Source organism: Streptomyces fructofermentans, from assembly GCF_014651055.1.
Lineage (GTDB): Bacteria > Actinomycetota > Actinomycetes > Streptomycetales > Streptomycetaceae > Streptomyces > Streptomyces fructofermentans.
Genome location: NZ_BMWD01000010.1, coordinates 142,427 through 160,717, shown reverse-complemented (window position 1 = coordinate 160,717; position 18,291 = coordinate 142,427). Strand labels below are relative to the sequence as shown.

The 18,291-nt window shown below is 73.0% G+C and carries 19 protein-coding genes; 10 read left to right on the top strand and 9 right to left on the bottom strand.

What is annotated here, in order from left to right:
• Positions 1–198 precede the first annotated feature (198 nt).
• A complete protein-coding gene (locus IE265_RS16610) occupies positions 199–498 on the top strand; it encodes a hypothetical protein (protein WP_190036342.1) in 300 nt (99 codons plus the stop codon).
• A 144-nt stretch (positions 499–642) separates the two neighbouring features.
• On the opposite strand, the gene IE265_RS16605 is transcribed toward IE265_RS16610, so the two are convergent.
• The 3 genes from IE265_RS16605 to IE265_RS16595 all read right to left on the bottom strand — a co-directional run bounded on the left by IE265_RS16605 (position 643) and on the right by IE265_RS16595 (position 3,679).
• The gene (locus IE265_RS16605) at positions 643–1,539 is read right to left on the bottom strand and encodes an RNA polymerase sigma-70 factor (RefSeq protein WP_190036341.1); all 897 of its coding nucleotides are present in this window, start codon (positions 1,537–1,539) and stop codon (positions 643–645) included.
• A gap of 158 nt (positions 1,540–1,697) precedes the next feature.
• Positions 1,698–2,081: a DoxX family protein gene (locus tag IE265_RS16600; protein WP_190036340.1), complete on the bottom strand. Its 384-nt coding sequence runs from the start codon at positions 2,079–2,081 to the stop codon at positions 1,698–1,700.
• 398 nt (positions 2,082–2,479) lie between these two features.
• Positions 2,480–3,679 (bottom strand): NAD(P)/FAD-dependent oxidoreductase, encoded by a 1,200-nt coding sequence (locus IE265_RS16595; RefSeq protein WP_190036339.1) that lies wholly within the window; start codon positions 3,677–3,679, stop codon positions 2,480–2,482.
• A 237-nt stretch (positions 3,680–3,916) separates the two neighbouring features.
• Here IE265_RS16595 and IE265_RS16590 point away from each other — a divergent pair, with 237 nt between their 5' ends.
• Complete coding sequence (locus tag IE265_RS16590) at positions 3,917–5,302, top strand: MBL fold metallo-hydrolase (protein ID WP_190036338.1); 1,386 nt, start codon at positions 3,917–3,919, stop codon at positions 5,300–5,302.
• Positions 5,299–6,051, top strand: coding sequence for a sulfite exporter TauE/SafE family protein (locus IE265_RS16585; RefSeq protein WP_190036337.1), 753 nt, complete (start codon positions 5,299–5,301; stop codon positions 6,049–6,051). Before IE265_RS16590 ends, IE265_RS16585 begins: the two co-directional genes overlap by 4 nt.
• A gap of 9 nt (positions 6,052–6,060) precedes the next feature.
• Here IE265_RS16585 and IE265_RS16580 read toward each other — a convergent pair whose 3' ends face one another.
• On the bottom strand, positions 6,061–6,339 hold the full coding sequence (locus tag IE265_RS16580; protein ID WP_190036336.1) for a metal-sensitive transcriptional regulator: 279 nt from the start codon (positions 6,337–6,339) through the stop codon (positions 6,061–6,063).
• A gap of 98 nt (positions 6,340–6,437) precedes the next feature.
• Between IE265_RS16580 and IE265_RS16575 the strand changes: the two genes are divergently transcribed.
• Positions 6,438–7,013 carry a rhodanese-like domain-containing protein gene (locus IE265_RS16575; RefSeq protein WP_190036335.1) on the top strand — a complete coding sequence of 192 codons (576 nt, stop codon included), beginning with the start codon at positions 6,438–6,440 and terminating at the stop codon, positions 7,011–7,013.
• An 85-nt stretch (positions 7,014–7,098) separates the two neighbouring features.
• On the opposite strand, the gene IE265_RS16570 is transcribed toward IE265_RS16575, so the two are convergent.
• The 3 genes from IE265_RS16570 to IE265_RS16560 all read right to left on the bottom strand — a co-directional run bounded on the left by IE265_RS16570 (position 7,099) and on the right by IE265_RS16560 (position 10,010).
• Complete coding sequence (locus tag IE265_RS16570; RefSeq protein ID WP_190036334.1) at positions 7,099–8,004, bottom strand: glycoside hydrolase family 16 protein; 906 nt, start codon at positions 8,002–8,004, stop codon at positions 7,099–7,101.
• Between the two features lie 441 nt (positions 8,005–8,445).
• Complete coding sequence (locus IE265_RS16565; RefSeq protein WP_190036430.1) at positions 8,446–9,594, bottom strand: RNA polymerase sigma factor; 1,149 nt, start codon at positions 9,592–9,594, stop codon at positions 8,446–8,448.
• 8 nt (positions 9,595–9,602) lie between these two features.
• Complete coding sequence (locus IE265_RS16560) at positions 9,603–10,010, bottom strand: YciI family protein (RefSeq protein ID WP_190036333.1); 408 nt, start codon at positions 10,008–10,010, stop codon at positions 9,603–9,605.
• 441 nt (positions 10,011–10,451) lie between these two features.
• On the opposite strand from IE265_RS16560, the gene rox reads away from it, so the two are divergent.
• Positions 10,452–11,882 (top strand): rifampin monooxygenase, encoded by a 1,431-nt coding sequence (rox, locus tag IE265_RS16555; RefSeq protein ID WP_190036332.1) that lies wholly within the window; start codon positions 10,452–10,454, stop codon positions 11,880–11,882.
• Positions 11,883–12,002: 120 nt separating this feature from the next.
• Here the strand turns inward: rox and IE265_RS16550 are convergent, their stop codons facing one another.
• Positions 12,003–12,335, bottom strand: coding sequence for a hypothetical protein (locus tag IE265_RS16550; RefSeq protein WP_229916226.1), 333 nt, complete (start codon positions 12,333–12,335; stop codon positions 12,003–12,005).
• Positions 12,336–12,933: 598 nt separating this feature from the next.
• Here IE265_RS16550 and IE265_RS16545 point away from each other — a divergent pair.
• From IE265_RS16545 to IE265_RS39305, 4 genes are all read left to right on the top strand, one after another.
• Positions 12,934–13,386 (top strand): phospholipase, encoded by a 453-nt coding sequence (locus tag IE265_RS16545; protein ID WP_190036331.1) that lies wholly within the window; start codon positions 12,934–12,936, stop codon positions 13,384–13,386.
• Between the two features lie 440 nt (positions 13,387–13,826).
• Complete coding sequence (locus IE265_RS16540; RefSeq protein WP_229916225.1) at positions 13,827–14,564, top strand: D-Ala-D-Ala carboxypeptidase family metallohydrolase; 738 nt, start codon at positions 13,827–13,829, stop codon at positions 14,562–14,564.
• Between the two features lie 338 nt (positions 14,565–14,902).
• Positions 14,903–15,118 carry a hypothetical protein gene (locus IE265_RS39310; protein ID WP_373302965.1) on the top strand — a complete coding sequence of 72 codons (216 nt, stop codon included), beginning with the start codon at positions 14,903–14,905 and terminating at the stop codon, positions 15,116–15,118.
• A 33-nt stretch (positions 15,119–15,151) separates the two neighbouring features.
• A complete protein-coding gene (locus tag IE265_RS39305; RefSeq protein ID WP_373302964.1) occupies positions 15,152–15,466 on the top strand; it encodes a dihydrofolate reductase family protein in 315 nt (104 codons plus the stop codon).
• Positions 15,467–15,663: 197 nt separating this feature from the next.
• Here the strand turns inward: IE265_RS39305 and IE265_RS16530 are convergent, their stop codons facing one another.
• Complete coding sequence (locus IE265_RS16530; protein WP_190036329.1) at positions 15,664–16,407, bottom strand: hypothetical protein; 744 nt, start codon at positions 16,405–16,407, stop codon at positions 15,664–15,666.
• Between the two features lie 147 nt (positions 16,408–16,554).
• Here IE265_RS16530 and IE265_RS16525 point away from each other — a divergent pair, with 147 nt between their 5' ends.
• Positions 16,555–18,270, top strand: a complete 1,716-nt coding sequence (locus IE265_RS16525; protein ID WP_190036328.1) for a serine/threonine-protein kinase — start codon at positions 16,555–16,557, stop codon at positions 18,268–18,270.
• Positions 18,271–18,291: the final 21 nt, after the last annotated feature.

Below are 18,291 nucleotides of genomic sequence, written 5' to 3'. Positions count from 1 at the left end.
CACCGACGGCACCCGCGGCCGGTGATGCCGCCGTGCTCATCACGGGCGCCGCCTGCTGGCACTCAGGTCATGCCCCCCGCTCAAGGAGACCGGCGCCCACCCCCTCCCGGGCCGACCCCGCACCCGGCTGCCCTGCCGGAACCGTGCCCGTGCCGTGCGTCTCCGGACATACCCTCAGCCATGCACGTGATGAAGACGATGAAGTCTCCGATTCTGGAGATCCGCCCGCTGCTGCCCGCAGTTGCGCAGACCGTGGTGTCGGGGACATCGGCCGCGGGGGCCGAGGCCACGCTGTCGGAGCGGCGGATCTGCTCCCTGGCCACGGCGGGAGAGTGCGAAGGCCTGCTGGTCGCCGAGGTCTACGTACGGTTCGCCGACGGCATCGTTCATCGGTGGCTGGTCTGCGCCGAGTGGCTGACGGGTCATCCGGACTCGCTGGCGCACATCGCGGCACACGGCTTCTCGGAGCCCCGCAGCGAGAAGCCCACCGGCGCCTGACAGCAGCGGGCCCCGCCGGGCATCACTCCGGCGGGGCCTCAGCAGCATCCCCGACTTGGTCGGTGTGGATGCTTGTCCGTTCAGCGTAGACGGCACCACTGACAGCGCCCGTGCACGAGCCGGGCAGCCTCCGGCCGCGACCGCTCAGCGCAGCGTCAGCCGCGTCTCCGAGTCCACCCGCGTGAGCTTGTCCGGGTTGCGGACGTAGTAGAGGCCGGTGATCCGGGCGTTCTCGACGCGGACCGCCATGATGCCGTCGAGCCCGCCGTGCAGCCGTACGAGCAGCGCCGGGCTGCCGTTGATCACCGTGGGATGACCGGTGAGGCCGCCGTCGGCCTTGCCGGTGCCGCCGATGAGGAACGGGCCCACCTTGCCCGCGCCGCTGATCGGCCGCAGCGCCGCCTGCTTGACTCCGCCGCCGTCGTTCACCATGACGACCTCGGGGGCGAGTACGTCGAGAAGACCCTGCAGGTCCCCGCTCTCCAGCGCGTGCTGGAACGACTCCAGGGCCGCCCGTGTCTCGCTCGGGGAGACGACCTCGCGGGGGCGGCGGGCATCGACGTGCCGGCGGGCGCGGTGCGCGATCTGGCGTACGGCGTCGGGGCTCTTGTCGACGGCGGCCGCGATCTCGTCGTACCCGACGTCGAAGGCCTCGCGCAGCACGAAGACCGCGCGCTCGGTCGGCGACAGCGTCTCCAGCACGAGCATGAGCGCCATCGACACGCTCTCGGCGAGTTCGACGTCGTCGGCGACGTCCGGCGCGGTCAGCAGCGGCTCGGGGAGCCAGGGGCCGACGTAGGCCTCCTTGCGGCGTTTGAGGGTACGCAGCCGGTTGAGGGCCTGCCGGGTCGTGATGCGCACCAGATAGGCGCGTTGGTCGCGGACCTGGTCCAGGTCGACGTCCGCCCACCTCAACCAGGTCTCCTGCAGCACGTCCTCGGCGTCGGCCGCAGATCCGAGCATCTCGTAGGCGACCGTGAAGAGCAGGTTCCGGTAGGCGACGAACGTGTCGGTCGCCGCGTCGGTGCTGTCCTGGCTCATGGCCCGGCCTCCAGGTCTCGCAGCCGGCCCCGGTTGCCGAAGACCTTCAAACGTACGTTCACTGCATGGTCCATTTCATTGGCGGCCCTTCGATCCGACCACCTGTCCGGTGCCGTCGCCACCGGACGCCACCGCCGTGCCCTGGAGGTGACTCGTCGTCATCCGGTGAACGGCTCGACTCCCAGGCGGCCCCACACGACGAAGGCCGCGAGCGCCAGGTACGCCAGGTTGAGCGCGACGAACGCGAACTGCCCCAGGCGGCCATGGGTGATCATCGCACCGACCATCAGCACGACCCAACACGCGGCGGTCACCGGCACCATGATCGGTGCGATGCCCAGGACGGCAGGCAGGATCAGGCCCACGGCGGCCAGCAGCTCCAGGACCCCGAGGGACTTGACGAATCCGGCGCCGACGCGTCCGGTCCATTCGCCGCCGTGGTGCGCCGCCAGGGTCTCCCGGGGCACGAACGCCTTGCTGACGCCGCCCGCCAGCGCGACGGCGGCCAGCAGACCGGTGGCGATCCACAGAGTGGTGTTCATCGAGGGCTCCTTACGAGGTGGGAGGGCCCGCGTGGGCCGCCCGGGGCCTGGCGGCCCGATCAGTTCTACGAGGCGACGGCGTACGGCCCCTGCGGCGGCACGGTCCGGCCGCGGTGCCGCGACGGCGGCGGCGCCAACGTTCGCGACGACAGCCGCACACGAGACAACCAACGAACAACCGGACCGACAGTCACATCGGTGACAGCGAGCCACGGGAGCCGGTGGCGCCCGGCGCGGGCCGTACGCCGCCACTCTCGGCGCGACGGGCCGCCGTCGCCCGCTTCCAGCACCGCACCGCGCGCCGGGGCCCGCCGTCACCGGCACCCGGCACCACACGGACACGGCGGACACGGCGGACACGGCGGACAGGCATCCGCACCTGCCCGCCGGCACCGGACCTACGCCGCCCGTTCGGCGGTCGCCGCGGCCTCGCCGCGCTTCGCCTCCACCAGTTGGCGGCGCTTGCCGTCCTTGAACGGCCAGGTGTGCGAACCGGGCTTGCGCGCCTCGTCCGACAGGTGCTTCAGCAGGCCCGCGTAGCTGCTCTCCTTCACCTTCAGCGCCAGCCGGCCGCCGATGGCGAACCTCTTCGCGTGGTCGTCCTTGGACGCGAGTTGTACGGTCGCGGCGCGCCGCCCCACGCTGACGCACAGGCCGAAGAACCCGACGCTGATGTCCGCCGGCAGTCGGCCCGCGATCCGGTTCAGCACCGTGTCGGCGGCATGCGCGCCCAGCGGACCCGCGGACTGGCAGCTCATCCGCAGCGGGAGGTCCGAGGGGGCGGCGGAGTCCCCGGCGGCAACGATGCGCACGTCGTCCACGCTGGTCAGCGTCTCGTCCGTGAGGAGGCGACCCAGCGCGTCGGTGCTCAGCCCGCTGCGCGCGGCCAGGTCCGGCACGCCGAATCCGGTGGTCCACACGGTCACCCGGCTCGGCAGTTCGCGGCCGCCGCCGAGCCGGACGGCATCGCGCGTCACCGCCGTCACCTTCGTGTCGGGGCCCTCGAGGACGGTCACTCCGAGCCCGGTCAGGCGCTTGGCGACCGAGCGCCGGACCCGCGGGTGCAGGTACGGGCCGAGTACCTCGCCGCAGACCAGCGTCACCGCGCGGCCGGCCTCCGCCAGTTCCCCGGCGACCTCGATGCCGAGCGTGCCCCCTCCGACCACCGTCACCGCGGGCTCACCGGGCTCCGCGTCGAGGACCGACCGCAGTCGTTCCGCTTCCTCCAGGGTGGCGATCGGGTGGGCGAACTCGGCCGCGCCGGGTACGCGCGGGTCGGCGCTGCCGCTGCCCACCGCGTAGACCAGGTAGTCGTAGCCGATCGTCGTGCCGCCAGCCAGGGTCGTCCTGCGTCCGGCCGTGTCGATCCGGGTCACGGTGTCGGTCACCAGGCGAACGCCCTGGTGAAGGACGTCCTCGTAGGCGACGACCGCGCCGTCGGATCCGGTCGCCAGCTGGTGGAGGCGGATCCGGTGGACGAAGGTCGGGCGCGGGTTGACCAGCGTCACCGTCACGTCGTCGCGCTGCATCAGGCGGTTGGCCGCCATGACGCCGGCATAGCCGCCGCCGATCACGACCACATCGATGTTCTCGGTCATGGTGTCTCCTCCATTTGCGGGCGTTCAACCCCAGGACACCGCCTCATCGATCTTTGTGACAGCACGTGCGGCAGATCACTCCCATGGCCCATTCCCGCGATCAATGGAACAGATGTCTGAGTATTGACAGCCGGACGCGTAGGCCCCTCCAGGTCCTGGAAAATACCCCGGGGGGTATAGCTGCTACAGTGCGGAACAGATACCCCCCGGGGTAAACGACGATCGAGGGAGCCGACCGTGTTCTTCGTGGACACCATCGAGACCGAGGGCCTGGGCAACCGCGGCTACCTGGCGGGCGGAAGCACGACCGCGGTCGCCGTCGACCCCCCGCGCGACGTGGAGCGGGTCCTGGCGGCCGCCGCCGCCCGCGGGGTGCGTATCGGCCACGTGGTGGAGACGCACGTCCACAACGACTACGTCACCGGCGGTCTGGAGCTGTCGCGCCTGACCGGTGCGCACTACCTGGTCCCGGCCGCGGCCAGGGTCTCCTTCGACCGGGTGCCGGTCACCGACGGCGACAGCGTCGTCGTCGACACCGGACTGACCCTGCGGGCACTCGCCACCCCGGGCCACACCCCGCACCACACCTCCTACGTACTGGCCGAGGACGGACGCGAGGTGGCCGCCTTCACCGGCGGCTCGCTCCTGATCGGCACGGTGGGTCGACCGGACCTGGTGGAACCGCGCCTGACCGCCGAACTGGCCCGCGCCCAACACGCCTCGGTGCACCGACTGGCCCGCGAACTCCACGACGACGTACGGGTTCTGCCCACCCACGGCTTCGGCAGTTTCTGCTCGGCCTCGCCTCCCCGGGACGGCGGCGGGACCCTCGGCGAGGAGCGGACCGGCAATGACGCGCTCACCCAGGACGTCGACACCTTCACCGAACGGCTGCTGGCCGGACTGGACGACGTACCCGCCCACTACGCGCGGATGGGCCCGATCAACGCGGCGGGTCCGGCACCGGTGGACCTGACACCACCGGGGGTCGCCGACGGGGAGGAGATCGCGGAGCGGCTGGCCGCCGGGGAATGGGTCGTGGACGTGCGGAGCCGTACGGCGTTCTCGCGAGGGCATGTGGCCGGGACCTACAACTTCGAGGCCGAGGGCAGGCTCGCCACCTATCTGGGCTGGCTCCTGCCGTGGGGCAGGCCCGTCACGCTTCTCGCGGAGACCCGCGGCCAGCTCGCCGACGCCCAGCGGGAACTGGTCCGGGTCGGCATCGACCGCCCCGCTGCCGCCGCCACGGGCGGGCCGTCCTCGTGGCTGCGGGCCGGCGAGGAGCCGCGCTCCTTCCCCCGTGCCGACTTCGGCGCCCTGAAGCGGGCGCGCGAGCGCGGCGAGCACCTGGTCGTACTGGATGTGCGCCGCGACTCCGAACGCGCGCGGGGCCATGTGCGGGACTCGGTGCACATACCCGTCCACGAACTGCACGGCCGTTCCGGCGAGATACCGGCCGGGACGGTCTGGGTGCACTGCGCCGGCGGGATGCGTGCCGCCATCGCCGCGTCCCTGCTCGACGCGGCGGGCCGCGACGTGGTCGCCGTCGACGACGGCTTCGACGCGGCCCGGACCGCCGGGCTGACCGTCGATGACTGCGGCGAGGACGGTCACGCGGCGTGAGCGCCCTGCTCCTGGCCCTGGCGGCCGGTGCCGTGGTCGGTCTCGCGCTCGGCGCGCTCGGGGGCGGCGGCAGCGTCCTGGCCGTTCCGGCCCTGATCTACCTCCTCGGCTTCACCGCGGAGGCCGCCACCACCGCGAGCCTGCTCATCGTCGCCGCCACCTCGGCGACCTCCCTGTACGCGTACGCGGGCTCCGGCCACGTCCGCTGGAGGGCCGGAGCCGCGTTCGCCGCGGCGGGCATCGTGCCCGCGGCCCTCGCCGGGTTGATCGCCACGCGCCTCCCCCAGCCGACGCTCACCGCGGGATTCGCGGCCGTGGCGGCCGTCGCCGCCCTGAGGATGCTGCGCCCCGCAGCGGGGCCCGCCGACGGAACCGCGCGGGCCGTGCGCCCCCTGGAGGCAGGGGGCGCGGGGGCGGGCCTGGGCGCGGTGACGGGGCTCCTCGGAGTGGGCGGCGGATTCCTCGCGGTGCCCGTACTGGTGGCCGTCCTGGCGTTCGAGATGCAGGTGGCCGTGGGGACCAGCCTGCTGGTCATCACGGTGAACTCGCTGGCGTCCCTGGTCACCCGTTCCGGCGGGGCGGCGGGGCTGGACTGGGCGGTGGTCGCGCCCTTCACCGGCGCCGCGATCCTGGGCGCCTGGGACGGCAGACGACTGGCGGCGAAGGTGTCCGGGCGACGGCTGCAGCGGCTGTTCGCCTTCGCGCTGCTGTCCGTCGCCGCGTTCATGTTCGCCGACGCGCTGGTGTGACCGACGGTGTCAGGCCAGGGACAGGAACAGCTTCTCCAGGCGGGCCCGCATCTGGTCCCGGTCCCCCGCCGCCTGCCCGCCCTCGGCCATGCAGTGCTGGAGACCGGTCGCGATGATCGCGAACCCGGCCCGGTCCAGGGCGCGGGACACCGCGGCGAGCTGGGTGATCACGTCCTCGCAGTCGCGACCCTCCTCGATCATCCTGATGATCCCCGCGATCTGGCCCTGCGCCCGCTTGAGCCGGTTGAGCACGGACTTGAGCTCGGCGGCCGCCATGTCCAGCTCCACGCTTCCTCCTCCGTTGACATCCCATTGATACCCCTAGGGGTATTCTAGCCTGTTCCGGGCCCATCACCCCGGTCCCACAAGGAAAGGGAACACCGCGCATGAGCACCCCCTCCCCCGTGCTGCCGGCCCAGGCCGCCGCACGGATCGGCCACTACACCGTCATCGACGTGCGCACCCCGGGCGAGTACGCCTCCGGCCACGTGCCCGGCGCCCACAACGTCCCCCTCGACCATCTGCGCGCGGCGCTGCCCGCGCTGAAGGCGGCCGCCGCCCGCGGAGACCTGCTGATGGTCTGCGCCTCGGGCAACCGCTCCGCCACCGCGTGCGGCGAACTCGCCGCCGCCGACATCCCGGCCGCCACCCTCACCGGTGGCACCGCCGCCTGGGCGGAGCAGGGCCACACCCTCCACCGGCCCGAGGGCGCCGCCCGCGCGTGGGCCATGGAACGCCAGGTCCGCCTGACCGCCGGTTCCCTCGTCCTCCTCGGCATCGCCGCGGGCACCCGCTACCGCCCCGCGCGCTGGCTCGCCGCCGGCATCGGCGGCGGCCTCGTCTTCTCGGCGCTCACCGACACCTGCGGCATGGCGGCCGTCCTGTCCAAGCTCCCCCACAACCGCCCTCGCCCCGACGACCTCACCGCCACGCTCACGGCCCTGGAGCGGGGGTACGCCTGAGCGCACGGCCCGGCGGACGGGGCCTGCGACGGCCCTGGGCCGGACGGTGACAGGGTGCGGAGCGCGATGCGCCGGGGCGACGCCGTCACTTCCATCCGTAGGCGTACGCCGCGACCCAGGTGATGTCGAGTTGCGCGCTGCTGCCCGGCGCGGCACCGGGACCCTCCAGGGCGCTCTCGTTCTGCAGGACCCAGGACAGCGGATGGTCCGGGACGGAGCGGGTGTCGTGGCCGGTCTGCCGGCCGTCGACGAAGAAGCGCACGTTCCCCGGTGTCCATTCCGTGGACACGGTGTGCCATCGGGTCCAGCTGTCGCTCCCCGGGAAGTAGCCCTGTTCACCTCCGTCGCACGGATGGTGGAAGGCGGTGAGGGCGCCGGTCCACTCCCCTTCGGGGTGGTCCATCTCGCAGCCCCCGCCGTAGTGCAGCCAGGCCGACTTGTAGCCCGGCGCCGGCTTCGTCACCTTGATCCGCGCGCTGTACTTGCCGTACTTCATCTGCATCACCGCCCGTGGCACCACAGCCGCGGCGTGTACGGGGCCCCCGTCCGCCGGCCGCCACATGCGGATGGACATCCGGCCGTCGCCGCCCGGCGCGGGCCCGACGCTGACGGTGTCCTCCGGGTGGTGGACACCGGCCACGTCCCGGTCCCGGCTGTTCGCGGTGTCGAGCCAACCACTCGGGTACGCCCACCAGTTGTCGCGGTACTCGCCGGTGAGGCCGCCGCAGTACGCGGCGGAGGTGTCGGCGTGGTGGTCGCAGTCGTCGAACGCGCCCAGCGGCACCCGGTCGCCGTTGAAGTCCTCCGCGAGGACCTGCCAGAAGGGCCCGCAGTCACCGCGCGGCAGGGCCACTCCCGTGGAGCGGCAGGCATCGGCCGGGGCGGGGGCCCCGTCGGCGCGGGGAAGCCACACCAGCGCCGCCACGAGGACGAGGCCCGCGCAGAGGAACAGCATGCGCCTTCCGTGGCGCGGCGCCGCGTGTGAACCCATGCCAGGCTCCCTCGGGACTCGGCTGCCGGCGCGCCCGCCCTCGCCGCGGAAGGATTCGCGGGAGCCCCCGCGAACGGTCCTCGAACGGGCTGCCGGTGGGCCCGTGGCGGGTCCTCCGGGAGCCCCGCTACGAGCGGGTCGACCGACTCTGCGAAGGGGTATCGTCGCCCGCCGGCGCGTGCGGCGCCATCCCCCGGACGGCGCCCGATCCGGACGATCCTGCTCCGATGGCGGTCCTCGGCCGCCGGACGGGCCCGCGGGCACGCACGCCCGGGCCGACCGCTCGACCCGCGTCCGCGGACATCGGAGAGGCGACGGCCGAGGCCGCGTCGACTTCCGCCGTACGCGGCGGAGTTCAGGCGAACGCGACCACCGGCCGGCTCGACCGGGGCAGCACCCGCGGAGCCCCGCTTCACGGCGGCGCCCACCGGACCCGGACCGTCACCGCGGGCCCCTGCGGGCGTTCAGACGGGCGGCCTGGCGCGTCAGGTGGTCCCGCTCGGCGAGGTTGGGTGCCTTGCCGGCCGCCTCGGCGTACAGGCGTGCCGCCGTCCCCAGGTCGCCGTCGCGTTCGCGGAGCCAGGCCTCCACGGCGGTGCGGCGGGGCAGCGAGCCGTCCAGTGCCGCGAGCGCGGCGAGTCCGGCGCGCGGTCCGTCCGCCTGGCCGACGGCCACCGCGCGGTTGAGCCGGACCACCGGACTGTCGGTCAGGCGCGCGAGTTCGTCGTACCACTCGACGATCTGCACCCAGTCGGTCTCCTCGGCGGTCGGCGCGTCGGCGTGGAGTGCCGCGACCGCCGCCTGCGCCTGGTACTCGCCGAGGCGGTCGCGGGCCAGGGCCGTCTGAAGCACCTCCACCCCCTCGGCGATCGACGCGGTGTCCCACCGGCCGCGGTCCTGCTCCGCGAGCGGCACCAGGCTGCCGTCCGGAGCGGTCCGTGCGGCACGCCTCGCGTGGTGGAGCAGCATGAGTGCGAGCAGCCCTGCGACCTCGGGGTGGTCGATCGCGGCCGCGAGCTGCCGGGTGAGCCGGATGGCCTCCGCCGAGAGGTCGACGTCTCCCGAGTACCCCTCGTTGAAGACCAGGTAGAGGACGCGCAGCACGGTGGCGACATCGCCGGGCTGGTCGAACCGCACGCCCGAGACGGTCCTCTTGGCACGGCTGATGCGCTGCGCCATGGTCGCCTCGGGCACCAGGTAGGCCTGGGCGATCTGGCGGGTGGTCAGTCCGCCGACGGCACGCAGCGTGAGTGCCACGGCGGACGACGGCGTCAGCGAGGGGTGGGCGCAGAGGAAGTAGAGCTGGAGGGTGTCGTCCACCGCGGACGCGGGCCCGGGCGCCGGCTCCTCGTCGACGAGGTCCTCACGCCGGCGGCGGGCGGTGTCCGAGCGGGTGGCGTCGAGGAACTTGCGCCACGCCACGGTGACCAGCCAGCCCTTCGCGTCCCGCGGCGGGTCGGCGGGCCAGACGCGCACCGCCTCGACCAGGGCGTCCTGCACGGCGTCCTCGGCCACCGCGAAGTCGGCTCCGCGGCGGACGAGGACTCCGAGCACGCTCGGCGTGAGACCGCGCAGAAGCGCCTCGTTCACCTGAGTCGTCACTCCGTGATGGTGGGCGGCTCGGTCAGGAACGGGCGCAGTTCGAGCCACTCGTGGATGGGCTTGCCGCCCGCCCCGGGAGCGGCCGACAGTTCCCCGGCCAGTTCGACGGCGCGCTCGTAGCCGTCGACGTCGATCACCATCCAGCCGGCGATGAGGTCCTTCGTCTCGGCGAACGGTCCGTCGGTGACCGGCGGGCGCCCCTCGCCGTCGTACCGCACCCACGTCCCCTCCGGAGCGAGGGCCTGGCCGTCCACGAACTCGCCGGTCTCCTCGAGCCGGGCCGCGAAGTCCTTCATGTACTGGATGTGCGCCGTGATCTCCTCCGGTGCCCACCGGTCCATGGGCACGTCGTTGACGGCGGCGGGGGCGCCCCGGTAGTGCTTGAGCAGCAGGTACTTGGCCATCGTGCTTCTCCTCGGTGCCGGTGCGGCCCATTCTGGCCGCCTTCACCACGGGGACGGAGCCGGTCGCGGGTTCTCGACATCCGCGTCCGAACTATTTCGCTCGCGTGGAAGCGCGGGTCGAACGGGCAGGCCGAAGGGCCAGGCCGAACGGGCCGGACCAGTCCTGGCGGAGGAGCGGTGCGCCGGCCGACGGAGGCCGTTCCGGAAGCAGGGTCGCCCGAGCGGTCCGGGAGAGCCGGGTCCGAGGGAGCCGAGTCCTGGAGCCGGGTCCTGGAGGCGGGCCCTGGAGGCGGGCCCTGGAAACGGAGGGCGGGAGAAGGGCAAGGAGGCGCCGACTCCTTGCCACTCCCAACCTATGGCGTACGGAGGGGCTTGCCGCAAGACCCGGGGCCTCCCGCAGAATCGTCGGCCGATGCCCGAACCGACGGAAATGGGCGCTCGATGATGGATGTGATCGTGGTCGGCGGCGGCCCGACGGGCCTGATGCTGGCCGGAGAGCTTCGGCTGCAGGGTGTTCGGGTGGCCGTGCTGGAGAAGGAGGGGGAACCCAATGGGTTCTCCCGGGCGCGCGGCCTGCACGCGCGCAGCATCGAGATCATGGACCAGCGCGGCCTGCTCGACCGGTTCCTCGCTCTCGGCGAGAAGTTCACGGTCGGCGGCTTCTTCGGCGGGATCAGCGCGTCCTGGCCGGACCTCGACACCTCCCATTCGTACGTCCTCGCGGTCCCGCAGACCGTCACCGAACGCCTGCTGGCCGAGCGTGCCACGGAACTCGGCGCCGAGATCCGCCGTGGCAGCGAACTGGTCGGGCTGAGTCAGGACGGGAGCGGAGTGACCGCCGAGCTGGCCGACGGCACCCGGCTGCGTTCGCGCTACCTCGTCGGCTGCGACGGCGGCCGCAGCGTGGTGCGCGGGCTGCTCGGTGTCGGCTTCCCCGGTGAGCCCTCCAAGGTCGAGACGCTGCTGGGCGAGATGCGGCTGACCGAGGACCCGGCGACGATCGCCGCCGTGGTCGCGGAGGTGCGCGGGAGGCAGGCCCGGTTCGGCGCCGATCCCGACGTGGACGGGAAAGCGGGGCTGTACCGCGTCGTCGTACCCGCCGAAGGTGTGTCCGAGGACCGGACGGCCGCGCCGACCCTCGACGAGTTCAGGCGGCAGCTCCGGGCCTACGCGGGCACGGACTTCGGCGCGCACTCACCAGGGCGGCTCTCGCGTTTCGGTGACGCGACCCGGTTGGCGGAGCACTACCGAGTCGATCGGGTGCTGCTGGCCGGTGACGCGGCGCACATCCATCCGCCGACCGGCGGTCAGGGGCTCAACCTCGGTGTCCAGGACGCGTTCAACCTCGGCTGGAAGCTGGCGGCCCAGGTCAACGGATGGGCGCCGGAGGGCCTGTTGGACAGCTACCACTGCGAACGGCACGCGGTGGCGGCCGACGTGCTGGACAACACCCGCGCGCAGATGCACTTGCTCTCCCCCGAGCCGGGCCCCCGGGCCGTCCGCCGGCTCCTGGCCGAGCTGATGGAGTTCCCCGCGGTCAACCGCCACGTGATGGGGAGGGTCACCGCCATCGACGTGCGCTACGACGTGGGCGGGGACGACGAGTTGCTCGGCCGGCGGATGCGGGACGTGGAGCTGGGGAGGGGACGCCTGTACGAGCTGACGCGCGAGGGCCGCGGACTGCTGCTCGACCGGACCGGCCGCCTGTCGGTGGCGGGTTGGTCGGACCGGGTCGACCATGTCGTCGACACCGGGGTGCAGTTGGACGCTCCCGCGGTCCTGCTGCGGCCGGACGGCCATGTCGCGTGGGCCGGTGAGCGTCAGGACGATCTGCTCGGCCCGCTCACGCGCTGGTTCGGCGTCCCGAACTGACCGGCCTCCTCGTGGCCGGGCCCCGTGCTCGTGCCCTCCGTGGGAGCGGTCACGTGAACGGGGCCCGGATACGGGCGGCAGGGGCAGTCGCGCGGCCCGCCATGACGCGGGGGGCCTCGGCTACGACACCGGCGGCCAGTTCCGGGTGGCGTGCTGGATCCAGCGCTGAACGCAGTCGCTCACGCTGTCGGGGAGGTCGCTGAGGTGATCGATCGCCTCCCGGTCGTTGCACTGGGGCGGGACGCCCGCGCTGGTCAGCGCGGCGTGCAGGTCGAGCCGCCGGCGGTCGCGCGGACCGACCATCAGGTTGAAGCGCTGGGCGGGGTCCGGGGGCGGCAGGTGGCCACCGTGGCTCTGCGTCACCGGCTCCTCGTGGGGCAGCGCGATCCCGTGGTGGGCGTACGGGTCGAAGAAGGTCTGCGCCGCGCCTGACTCGATCGATGTGGCGGTCATGGACATCTCCTCACACGGGGGTACCGGTTCTGCATGCCAGGAGTCGGTCCACCCCCGTGCCGGTTGCGGCGCGGGCCCGGGTTCACACGGACGGCGGCACGGCAGCCCGTTCCGGACCTCCGCGAGGGCGCCGCACGAACTGCCGCATCCGGCCCCAGCGCCCTCGACGCCCAGGCGTCGACCGCCAGAGCCACCTGCGCGGGCATCGAATGCCGTACCAAGTCCGGCGGTCGGAAATGCCTGTGCGTTCCCGCTCCGCGCGATGATCGATCAACTCCGCACCACTGCGCGCCACTTCCTCTTCACCGGCCGTTCCCCGCCTCCTCGGTACGCCGAATCCCGTTCGCCACGCCGCATTCATCCGGTGTGCGGCCACAACAGGGAAAGCTCCCTTTGAGCCGGGGATGAGGGATGTGAGGCGATCGGTGGCCGACCCGTCTGTCCCACTAGTCCAGTTCGCTCTCCGATTGCCGATTACAAGAAAAAGTTAATTGGCAATTCCCGTGCACGAGACGTGTGAAATGGCGTCCGAGAGCCGATCATCTTGTCATGAACCTGCGACCCGACGGGCGGGCCGCAGCCCTCATGGAGGTGTGGGATGCACCGCAGTGCCGCTCTTGGACTTGCCGCCTCGGCCCTGGCCCTGGCAACCGTCACAGTCAACGCCACCGCCGCCACCGCGGCCCCGGCCGACAAGCCCCAGGTACTCTCCAGTTGGACCCAGACCAGCGCGGCCAGCTACAACTCCTGGGTGTCGGCCCGGGCCAACCAGGGCGCATGGGCCGCCTACCAGTTCGACTGGTCCACCGACTACTGCTCCACGTCGCCGGACAACCCCTTCGGGTTCCCGTTCGCCACCTCCTGCGCCCGGCACGACTTCGGGTACCGCAACTACAAGGCCGCCGGCTCCTTCAGCGCCAACAAGTCCCGCCTCGACAGCGCCTTCTACGAGGACCTGAAGCGCGTCTGCAACGGCTACAGCGGCGCCACGAAGACCGCCTGCAACAGCACCGCCTGGACCTACTACCAGGCCGTGAAGGCGCTCGGCTGACGCATGCCCGACTGACGGGGAGGAACCGGTACCGGGCATCGCCCGCGACGGCGGCCGCTGCCGGCCGGACCGCCGGTACCGGTTCCTCCCCGAGCGCCCAGGCCCCCAGCAGCAACGGCCTTGGGCGCGCAGCCATGCCCGGGCGGCCGCGCACGCCGACACCACCGGTCGACCGCCGCACGGTACCCGCGCACCACACTCCCGGACACGGCCGGCACCGCCGGCCGGAAGCCGTCGGGATCCGGCCGGGGACCGCTCCGCCGCCGCCCACCTGCACCGAACGGGCCGACTCCCTACCGATCAGTACGAACCGCGCCGGACAATGTTCCCGGACTCGCCCCACGCCCCAACAACGCAAGGCCGCAGCATGGTTGACGCGCGTAACATCCAGCCGCCAAGCTTCGTCTCGTCCGCCCCACACCTCCCGGCATGGAGACCACGTGCTGCAACGCGCCGCAAGACTCTTGGCTGCCATTGTCATGACCATGGCGGGTGCCCTGGTGGGCACCGTCGCCACCGCGGGAACCGCGCACGCCGACGGTTGCTACACCTGGACCCGCACCCTGTCCCAGGGCGCCTCGGGCGCCGACGTCACCCAGCTCCAGATCCGTCTCGGCGGCTACCCGGGCTACGGCTCGGTCCTGTCCGTGGACGGCGTGTTCGGACCCGCCACCGCCGCCGCCCTCACACGCTTCCAGTCGGCCTACGGCCTGGCGGCCGACGGCGTGGCCGGCCCGAACACGTTCAGCAAGCTCTACGCCCTCCAGGACGACGACTGCACGCCGATCCACTTCACGTACAGCGAGTTGAACGACTGCAACACGACCTGGGCCGGCGGCGCGGTCAGCGCCTCGGCGGCGAAGGCCAACGCCCTGCGCACCATGTGGAAGCTGGAGGCCCTGCGCCACGCACTCGGTGACCAGCCGATCAGGGTGACCAGCGGGTTCCGCTCGACCACCTGCAACCAGAACGCCGGTGGAGCCTCCAGCAGCCGCCACCTGTACGGGGACGCCGCCGACCTGGGCTCCGGCCCGCACTCCCTGTGCAGGCTCGCCCAGCAGGCCCGCAACCACGGGTTCCGGGGCATCCTCGGCCCCGGCTACCCCGACCACAACGACCACACCCACCTGGACCACCGCTCCGGCCAGTTCTGGTCGGCCCCCACCTGCGGCATCTGACGCCACCGGGCGGGTCGCACCGCGACGCGGGGGTGATTCCGCGACGCGGGGCGCCGGCAGTCCGGCAGGCCTGTTCCGGCATTCCGTCCGCCGCCACCCGAATTCCACATCGCCGGGTGGCGGCGGGCGGCAGCCCGAAAAGCCGTTCGCACAAGGCTCGTACCGGCTCAGGGCCCGAGAAGGCGATACTCAATCGAAATTCCCACCGCCGTTCGATATCCGTTCGCATTTCATCGCCGAGCAATAGGTTCGACGAGGCTTCCCGGCCCGTCCGCACAAGCAATACGGGAAGGGCTCGGGAATGCTCCGGAAATGCCTCAGGAGATCGCACGAGTGACGTGGTGATGCACAACGTTGTTTCCGTAGACGGCTTCATCGTCGACGCCCGGGACGATGTCGGTCCGTTGTTCGAATGGTATTCAAACAGTGATGCCTCTCTCGGTGGAGTGGGGCACCTCTCGCAGGTGTCGGCCGAGTACGTCGAGCCCGTGTGGACCCGCATCGGGACGCCGGTGACCGGGCGCCGTCTCCTCGACATCACCAACGGCTGGTAGGGCGCCCCGCCGACCGGCGAGCACGCGGTCGCGGTGTCGCACAGGCCCAGGCCCGAGGGCCGGCACCCCGAGGCCTCGTACCGCTTCGTCGACGACGTGACGCGGGCGATCGCGAAGGCGAAGGAGCCGGCCGAGGAACGTACCGTCGCCGTGGCCGCCGGCGACATGGGCGGGCCGGCCTTCGCCCTCGGCCTCGTGGACGAGGTGGCGACGGACGAGGTGCCCGTGGCCCTCGGCACCGGGACGCGCCACTTCGGCGCGACGGACGCCCACCATGTGCCGGAGGACCCGCACGTCGTGGTCCGGGGCGACCGGGTGCCGCACCTGCTGTACCGGGTCCGCCGCTGACGTGGGGGCGCGGCGGCGCCGGTCTGCGCGTCCCGGGCCGTACGGCCGGTGATGGACGGGGGGGGCCGGCCGCCCGGTGGGGCGCGGGCGCGAACTCCGCATCATGGGCGGGCACTTCGCGCCGGAGTCGCGAACCTCGCTCCGGCCCCGCGCCGCCCTGGGCCCTTCCGGCCGCGGCCCGGGCACTTCGCGGGTCGTCAGTAGCGGCTTCTGAACAGCCCCCGCTCGCCCGCGAACTGGCCGGTCATGGCCGCTGCCGCGAGCCGGTCCGCGAAGCGGTCGTAGGCCGCGTACTCCCGGTCGGTGAGATCGACGCGCCGCGTCCCGGCGCCGAACCGCTCGGGGGCCAGGGCCGAGGCCAGGACCGCCACGTCCTCGTCGGGCGCCAGGGTCAGGACGGCCACGGTCCGGTCCACGGTGCCCCGGTAGTCCCCGGGGCTCGCCACACTCTCGATGTCCGCCGAACCGTCGACGTGGCGGGTCACCACCAGCGAGGGCGTGGCCTTCGCGGCGGCGCGGATGACCCGGCGCACGCGCCTCAGCACCCGCAGGTCGGCCTCGTCGACCGTGACGGGGTGCAGCGGGACCAGTCGCCTGCCGTCGGGGGCCCGCAGCGCGCTGCGGTGGGCCGGGGAGGCGTGCGGGACGGACACCGCCCTGCGGCTGCGCAGGGGCGGCGGAAAGGCTCCGTGGACGTTGCTCCAGGCATCGAGGGCGGCCGCGGCGTCCAGGCCCGCGAGCTCCTCCAGCCCGGCCGGGTATGCGGGCGCCAGGTGCTCGCCCACGCCGTGCTCCCGGACGGCCCGGGCGGCGTGGTACGGCGCGAGGACGAGGTCGTGGGTCATGTGGAAGTCGTGGAGCCACTCGGGGTCCTGCGGGACGAGGCGGACCGTGGCGGTCCCGCTTCCGGACCGGTCGGGAGTACGGCGTGCGGTGGCCATGGGAGACCTCTCGGGTGGATTCGGGCGGGCGGAGCGCACCGGGTTCGACCGGCGGCGGGTCCGGGGAGTTCGCCGGTCCGGTCGCGCTCACTGACACGGACAAGATATCGTCACTTCGACGATATTCCTAGGCGCGGGGGAAAACCCATGGCGGACACGCTGTTGGCGGGGCGGTACCGGTTGCACGACATCCTGGGCAGAGGCGGCATGGGCGTGGTCTGGCGGGCGGTGGACGAGCGGATCGACCGGACGGTGGCACTGAAGGTGCTGCCGCCCGCGTACGGCGCACCCGCCGCGCAGCAGCGGCTCGCCGCGGAGGCCCGGGCGCTGGGACGGCTCTGGGACCCGCGCGTGGTCGCGGTGCTGGACTACGGGCAGGACCGGGACGGCACGGTGTTCGTGGTGATGGAGCTGGTCACGGGGCGCACCCTGGACGAGGCGGCGGCGAACGCCCCGGTTCCCGTGGTCCTGGACTGGGCGGCGCAGATCTGCCAGGCACTGGAGGTGACGCACGCGGCCGGTCTGCTGCACCGGGACATCAAGCCCCGCAATGTGATGGTCACTTCGGCGGGCGCGGTCAAACTCCTGGACTTCGGCATCGCCCGCTTCGTCCGGGACACGGACCGGCCGAGCGGACTCACCCTCGACGGGCAGGTCCTCGGCACCCCCGCCTACATGGCCCCCGAGCAACTCGGGCCGCCCGACGCTGTCGACGGAAGGGCCGACCTGTACGCCCTCGGGGGTGTTCTGTACGAACTGCTGACGGGTGCCCTTCCGCAGTGCGGAGGCCTCTACGACAGGACGCTCCCGCCTCCCCCGTCCGCCCTCACCGGCGGAGCGCGGTGTCCCGAACTCGACGCCCTCGTCCTCGCCCTGCTCGCCCCGTCGGCCGGGGACCGGCCCGAAGACGCGGCCGCGGCCCGCCGGTCCGTCGCCGCCGCCATGGACGCGTGGACGCGGGAGCACGGCCCGGGCGCCCTGCCGGGAGCACCGGTCGGCCCCGTCGCGGAGAGGCCGCCGGTCGCCTCGTACGATCCGACCGTCGTCCTGGGCGCACAGGGGGCCGACGGGACGCGCACGGTCCCCGTACCGGGGTCCCGGCCCGTTCTCGCGGCCACGCGCCGGCTGCCCCGGCACACGGCCGTTCCTGCGTCCCCGCTCGCCCGCGTGCGCGAACTCGCGGACTGGCAGCGCGCGCACCCCGACGCGAGCCGTGACCCGCGGACCCCTGCCGTCAGGGAACTCCGGCACCTGGTCGAGGAACTGGCGACGCCACCGCAGGAGTTGCTGACCGGCTGCGACCTGTCCGGTCTCAACCTGGACGGCTCGGTCCTGATCCACGGCAGACTGGCCGGAGCCCGGCTCACGGCGACCGGCCTGTCCTTCGCCCTGATGTCCTTCGCCGACCTGCGCGGCGCGCGTCCGGTCGGGTGCGACTTCTCCGGCGCCTACCTGGGCGGTGCGGTGCTGGCGGGCGCCGACCTCACGGACGCCCGGTTCTACGCCGCGCACCTCACCGAGGCCGACCTGACCGACGCGTGCCTGCGGCGCGCCGATCTCACGGGCGCCCGGCTCTCCGACGCCCGGCTCGTGACGGCCGACCTGAGAGACGCGGTCCTGCGCGGGGCAGCGCTGCGCGAAGCCCTCCTGTGCGGCGCGGACCTGTCGGGCGCCGACCTCCGGGGTGCCGACCTCACGGGCTCCGATCCGAGCGGGGCGCGGTGGTCGGTGGACACCCACTGGCCGTTCGAGCAGTCCGCGCTGCGCAGGCTCTCCCGGCCCTCGGGCGAGGCGGGCGGGTTCGTCCTGCCCGACCCGCGCACGTCACCGAGGCTGCGGCGCCTGCTGGACGGCACGGGGTGACGGCGGGTACGCGTACCGCGC

Excerpts from the sequence above, each read along its gene's own strand:
- IE265_RS16610 (WP_190036342.1), top strand. The coding sequence starts at position 199 with ATGAAGTCTCCGATTCTGGAGATCCGCCCGCTGCTGCCCGCAGTTGCG.
- IE265_RS16605 (WP_190036341.1), bottom strand. The coding sequence starts at position 1,539 with ATGAGCCAGGACAGCACCGACGCGGCGACCGACACGTTCGTCGCCTAC.
- IE265_RS16600 (WP_190036340.1), bottom strand. The coding sequence starts at position 2,081 with ATGAACACCACTCTGTGGATCGCCACCGGTCTGCTGGCCGCCGTCGCG.
- IE265_RS16595 (WP_190036339.1), bottom strand. The coding sequence starts at position 3,679 with ATGACCGAGAACATCGATGTGGTCGTGATCGGCGGCGGCTATGCCGGC.
- IE265_RS16575 (WP_190036335.1), top strand. The coding sequence starts at position 6,438 with ATGAGCACCCCCTCCCCCGTGCTGCCGGCCCAGGCCGCCGCACGGATC.
- IE265_RS16570 (WP_190036334.1), bottom strand. The coding sequence starts at position 8,004 with ATGGGTTCACACGCGGCGCCGCGCCACGGAAGGCGCATGCTGTTCCTC.
- IE265_RS16560 (WP_190036333.1), bottom strand. The coding sequence starts at position 10,010 with ATGGCCAAGTACCTGCTGCTCAAGCACTACCGGGGCGCCCCCGCCGCC.
- rox (WP_190036332.1), top strand. The coding sequence starts at position 10,452 with ATGATGGATGTGATCGTGGTCGGCGGCGGCCCGACGGGCCTGATGCTG.
- IE265_RS16550 (WP_229916226.1), bottom strand. The coding sequence starts at position 12,335 with ATGACCGCCACATCGATCGAGTCAGGCGCGGCGCAGACCTTCTTCGAC.
- IE265_RS16545 (WP_190036331.1), top strand. The coding sequence starts at position 12,934 with ATGCACCGCAGTGCCGCTCTTGGACTTGCCGCCTCGGCCCTGGCCCTG.
- IE265_RS16530 (WP_190036329.1), bottom strand. The coding sequence starts at position 16,407 with ATGGCCACCGCACGCCGTACTCCCGACCGGTCCGGAAGCGGGACCGCC.
- IE265_RS16525 (WP_190036328.1), top strand. The coding sequence starts at position 16,555 with ATGGCGGACACGCTGTTGGCGGGGCGGTACCGGTTGCACGACATCCTG.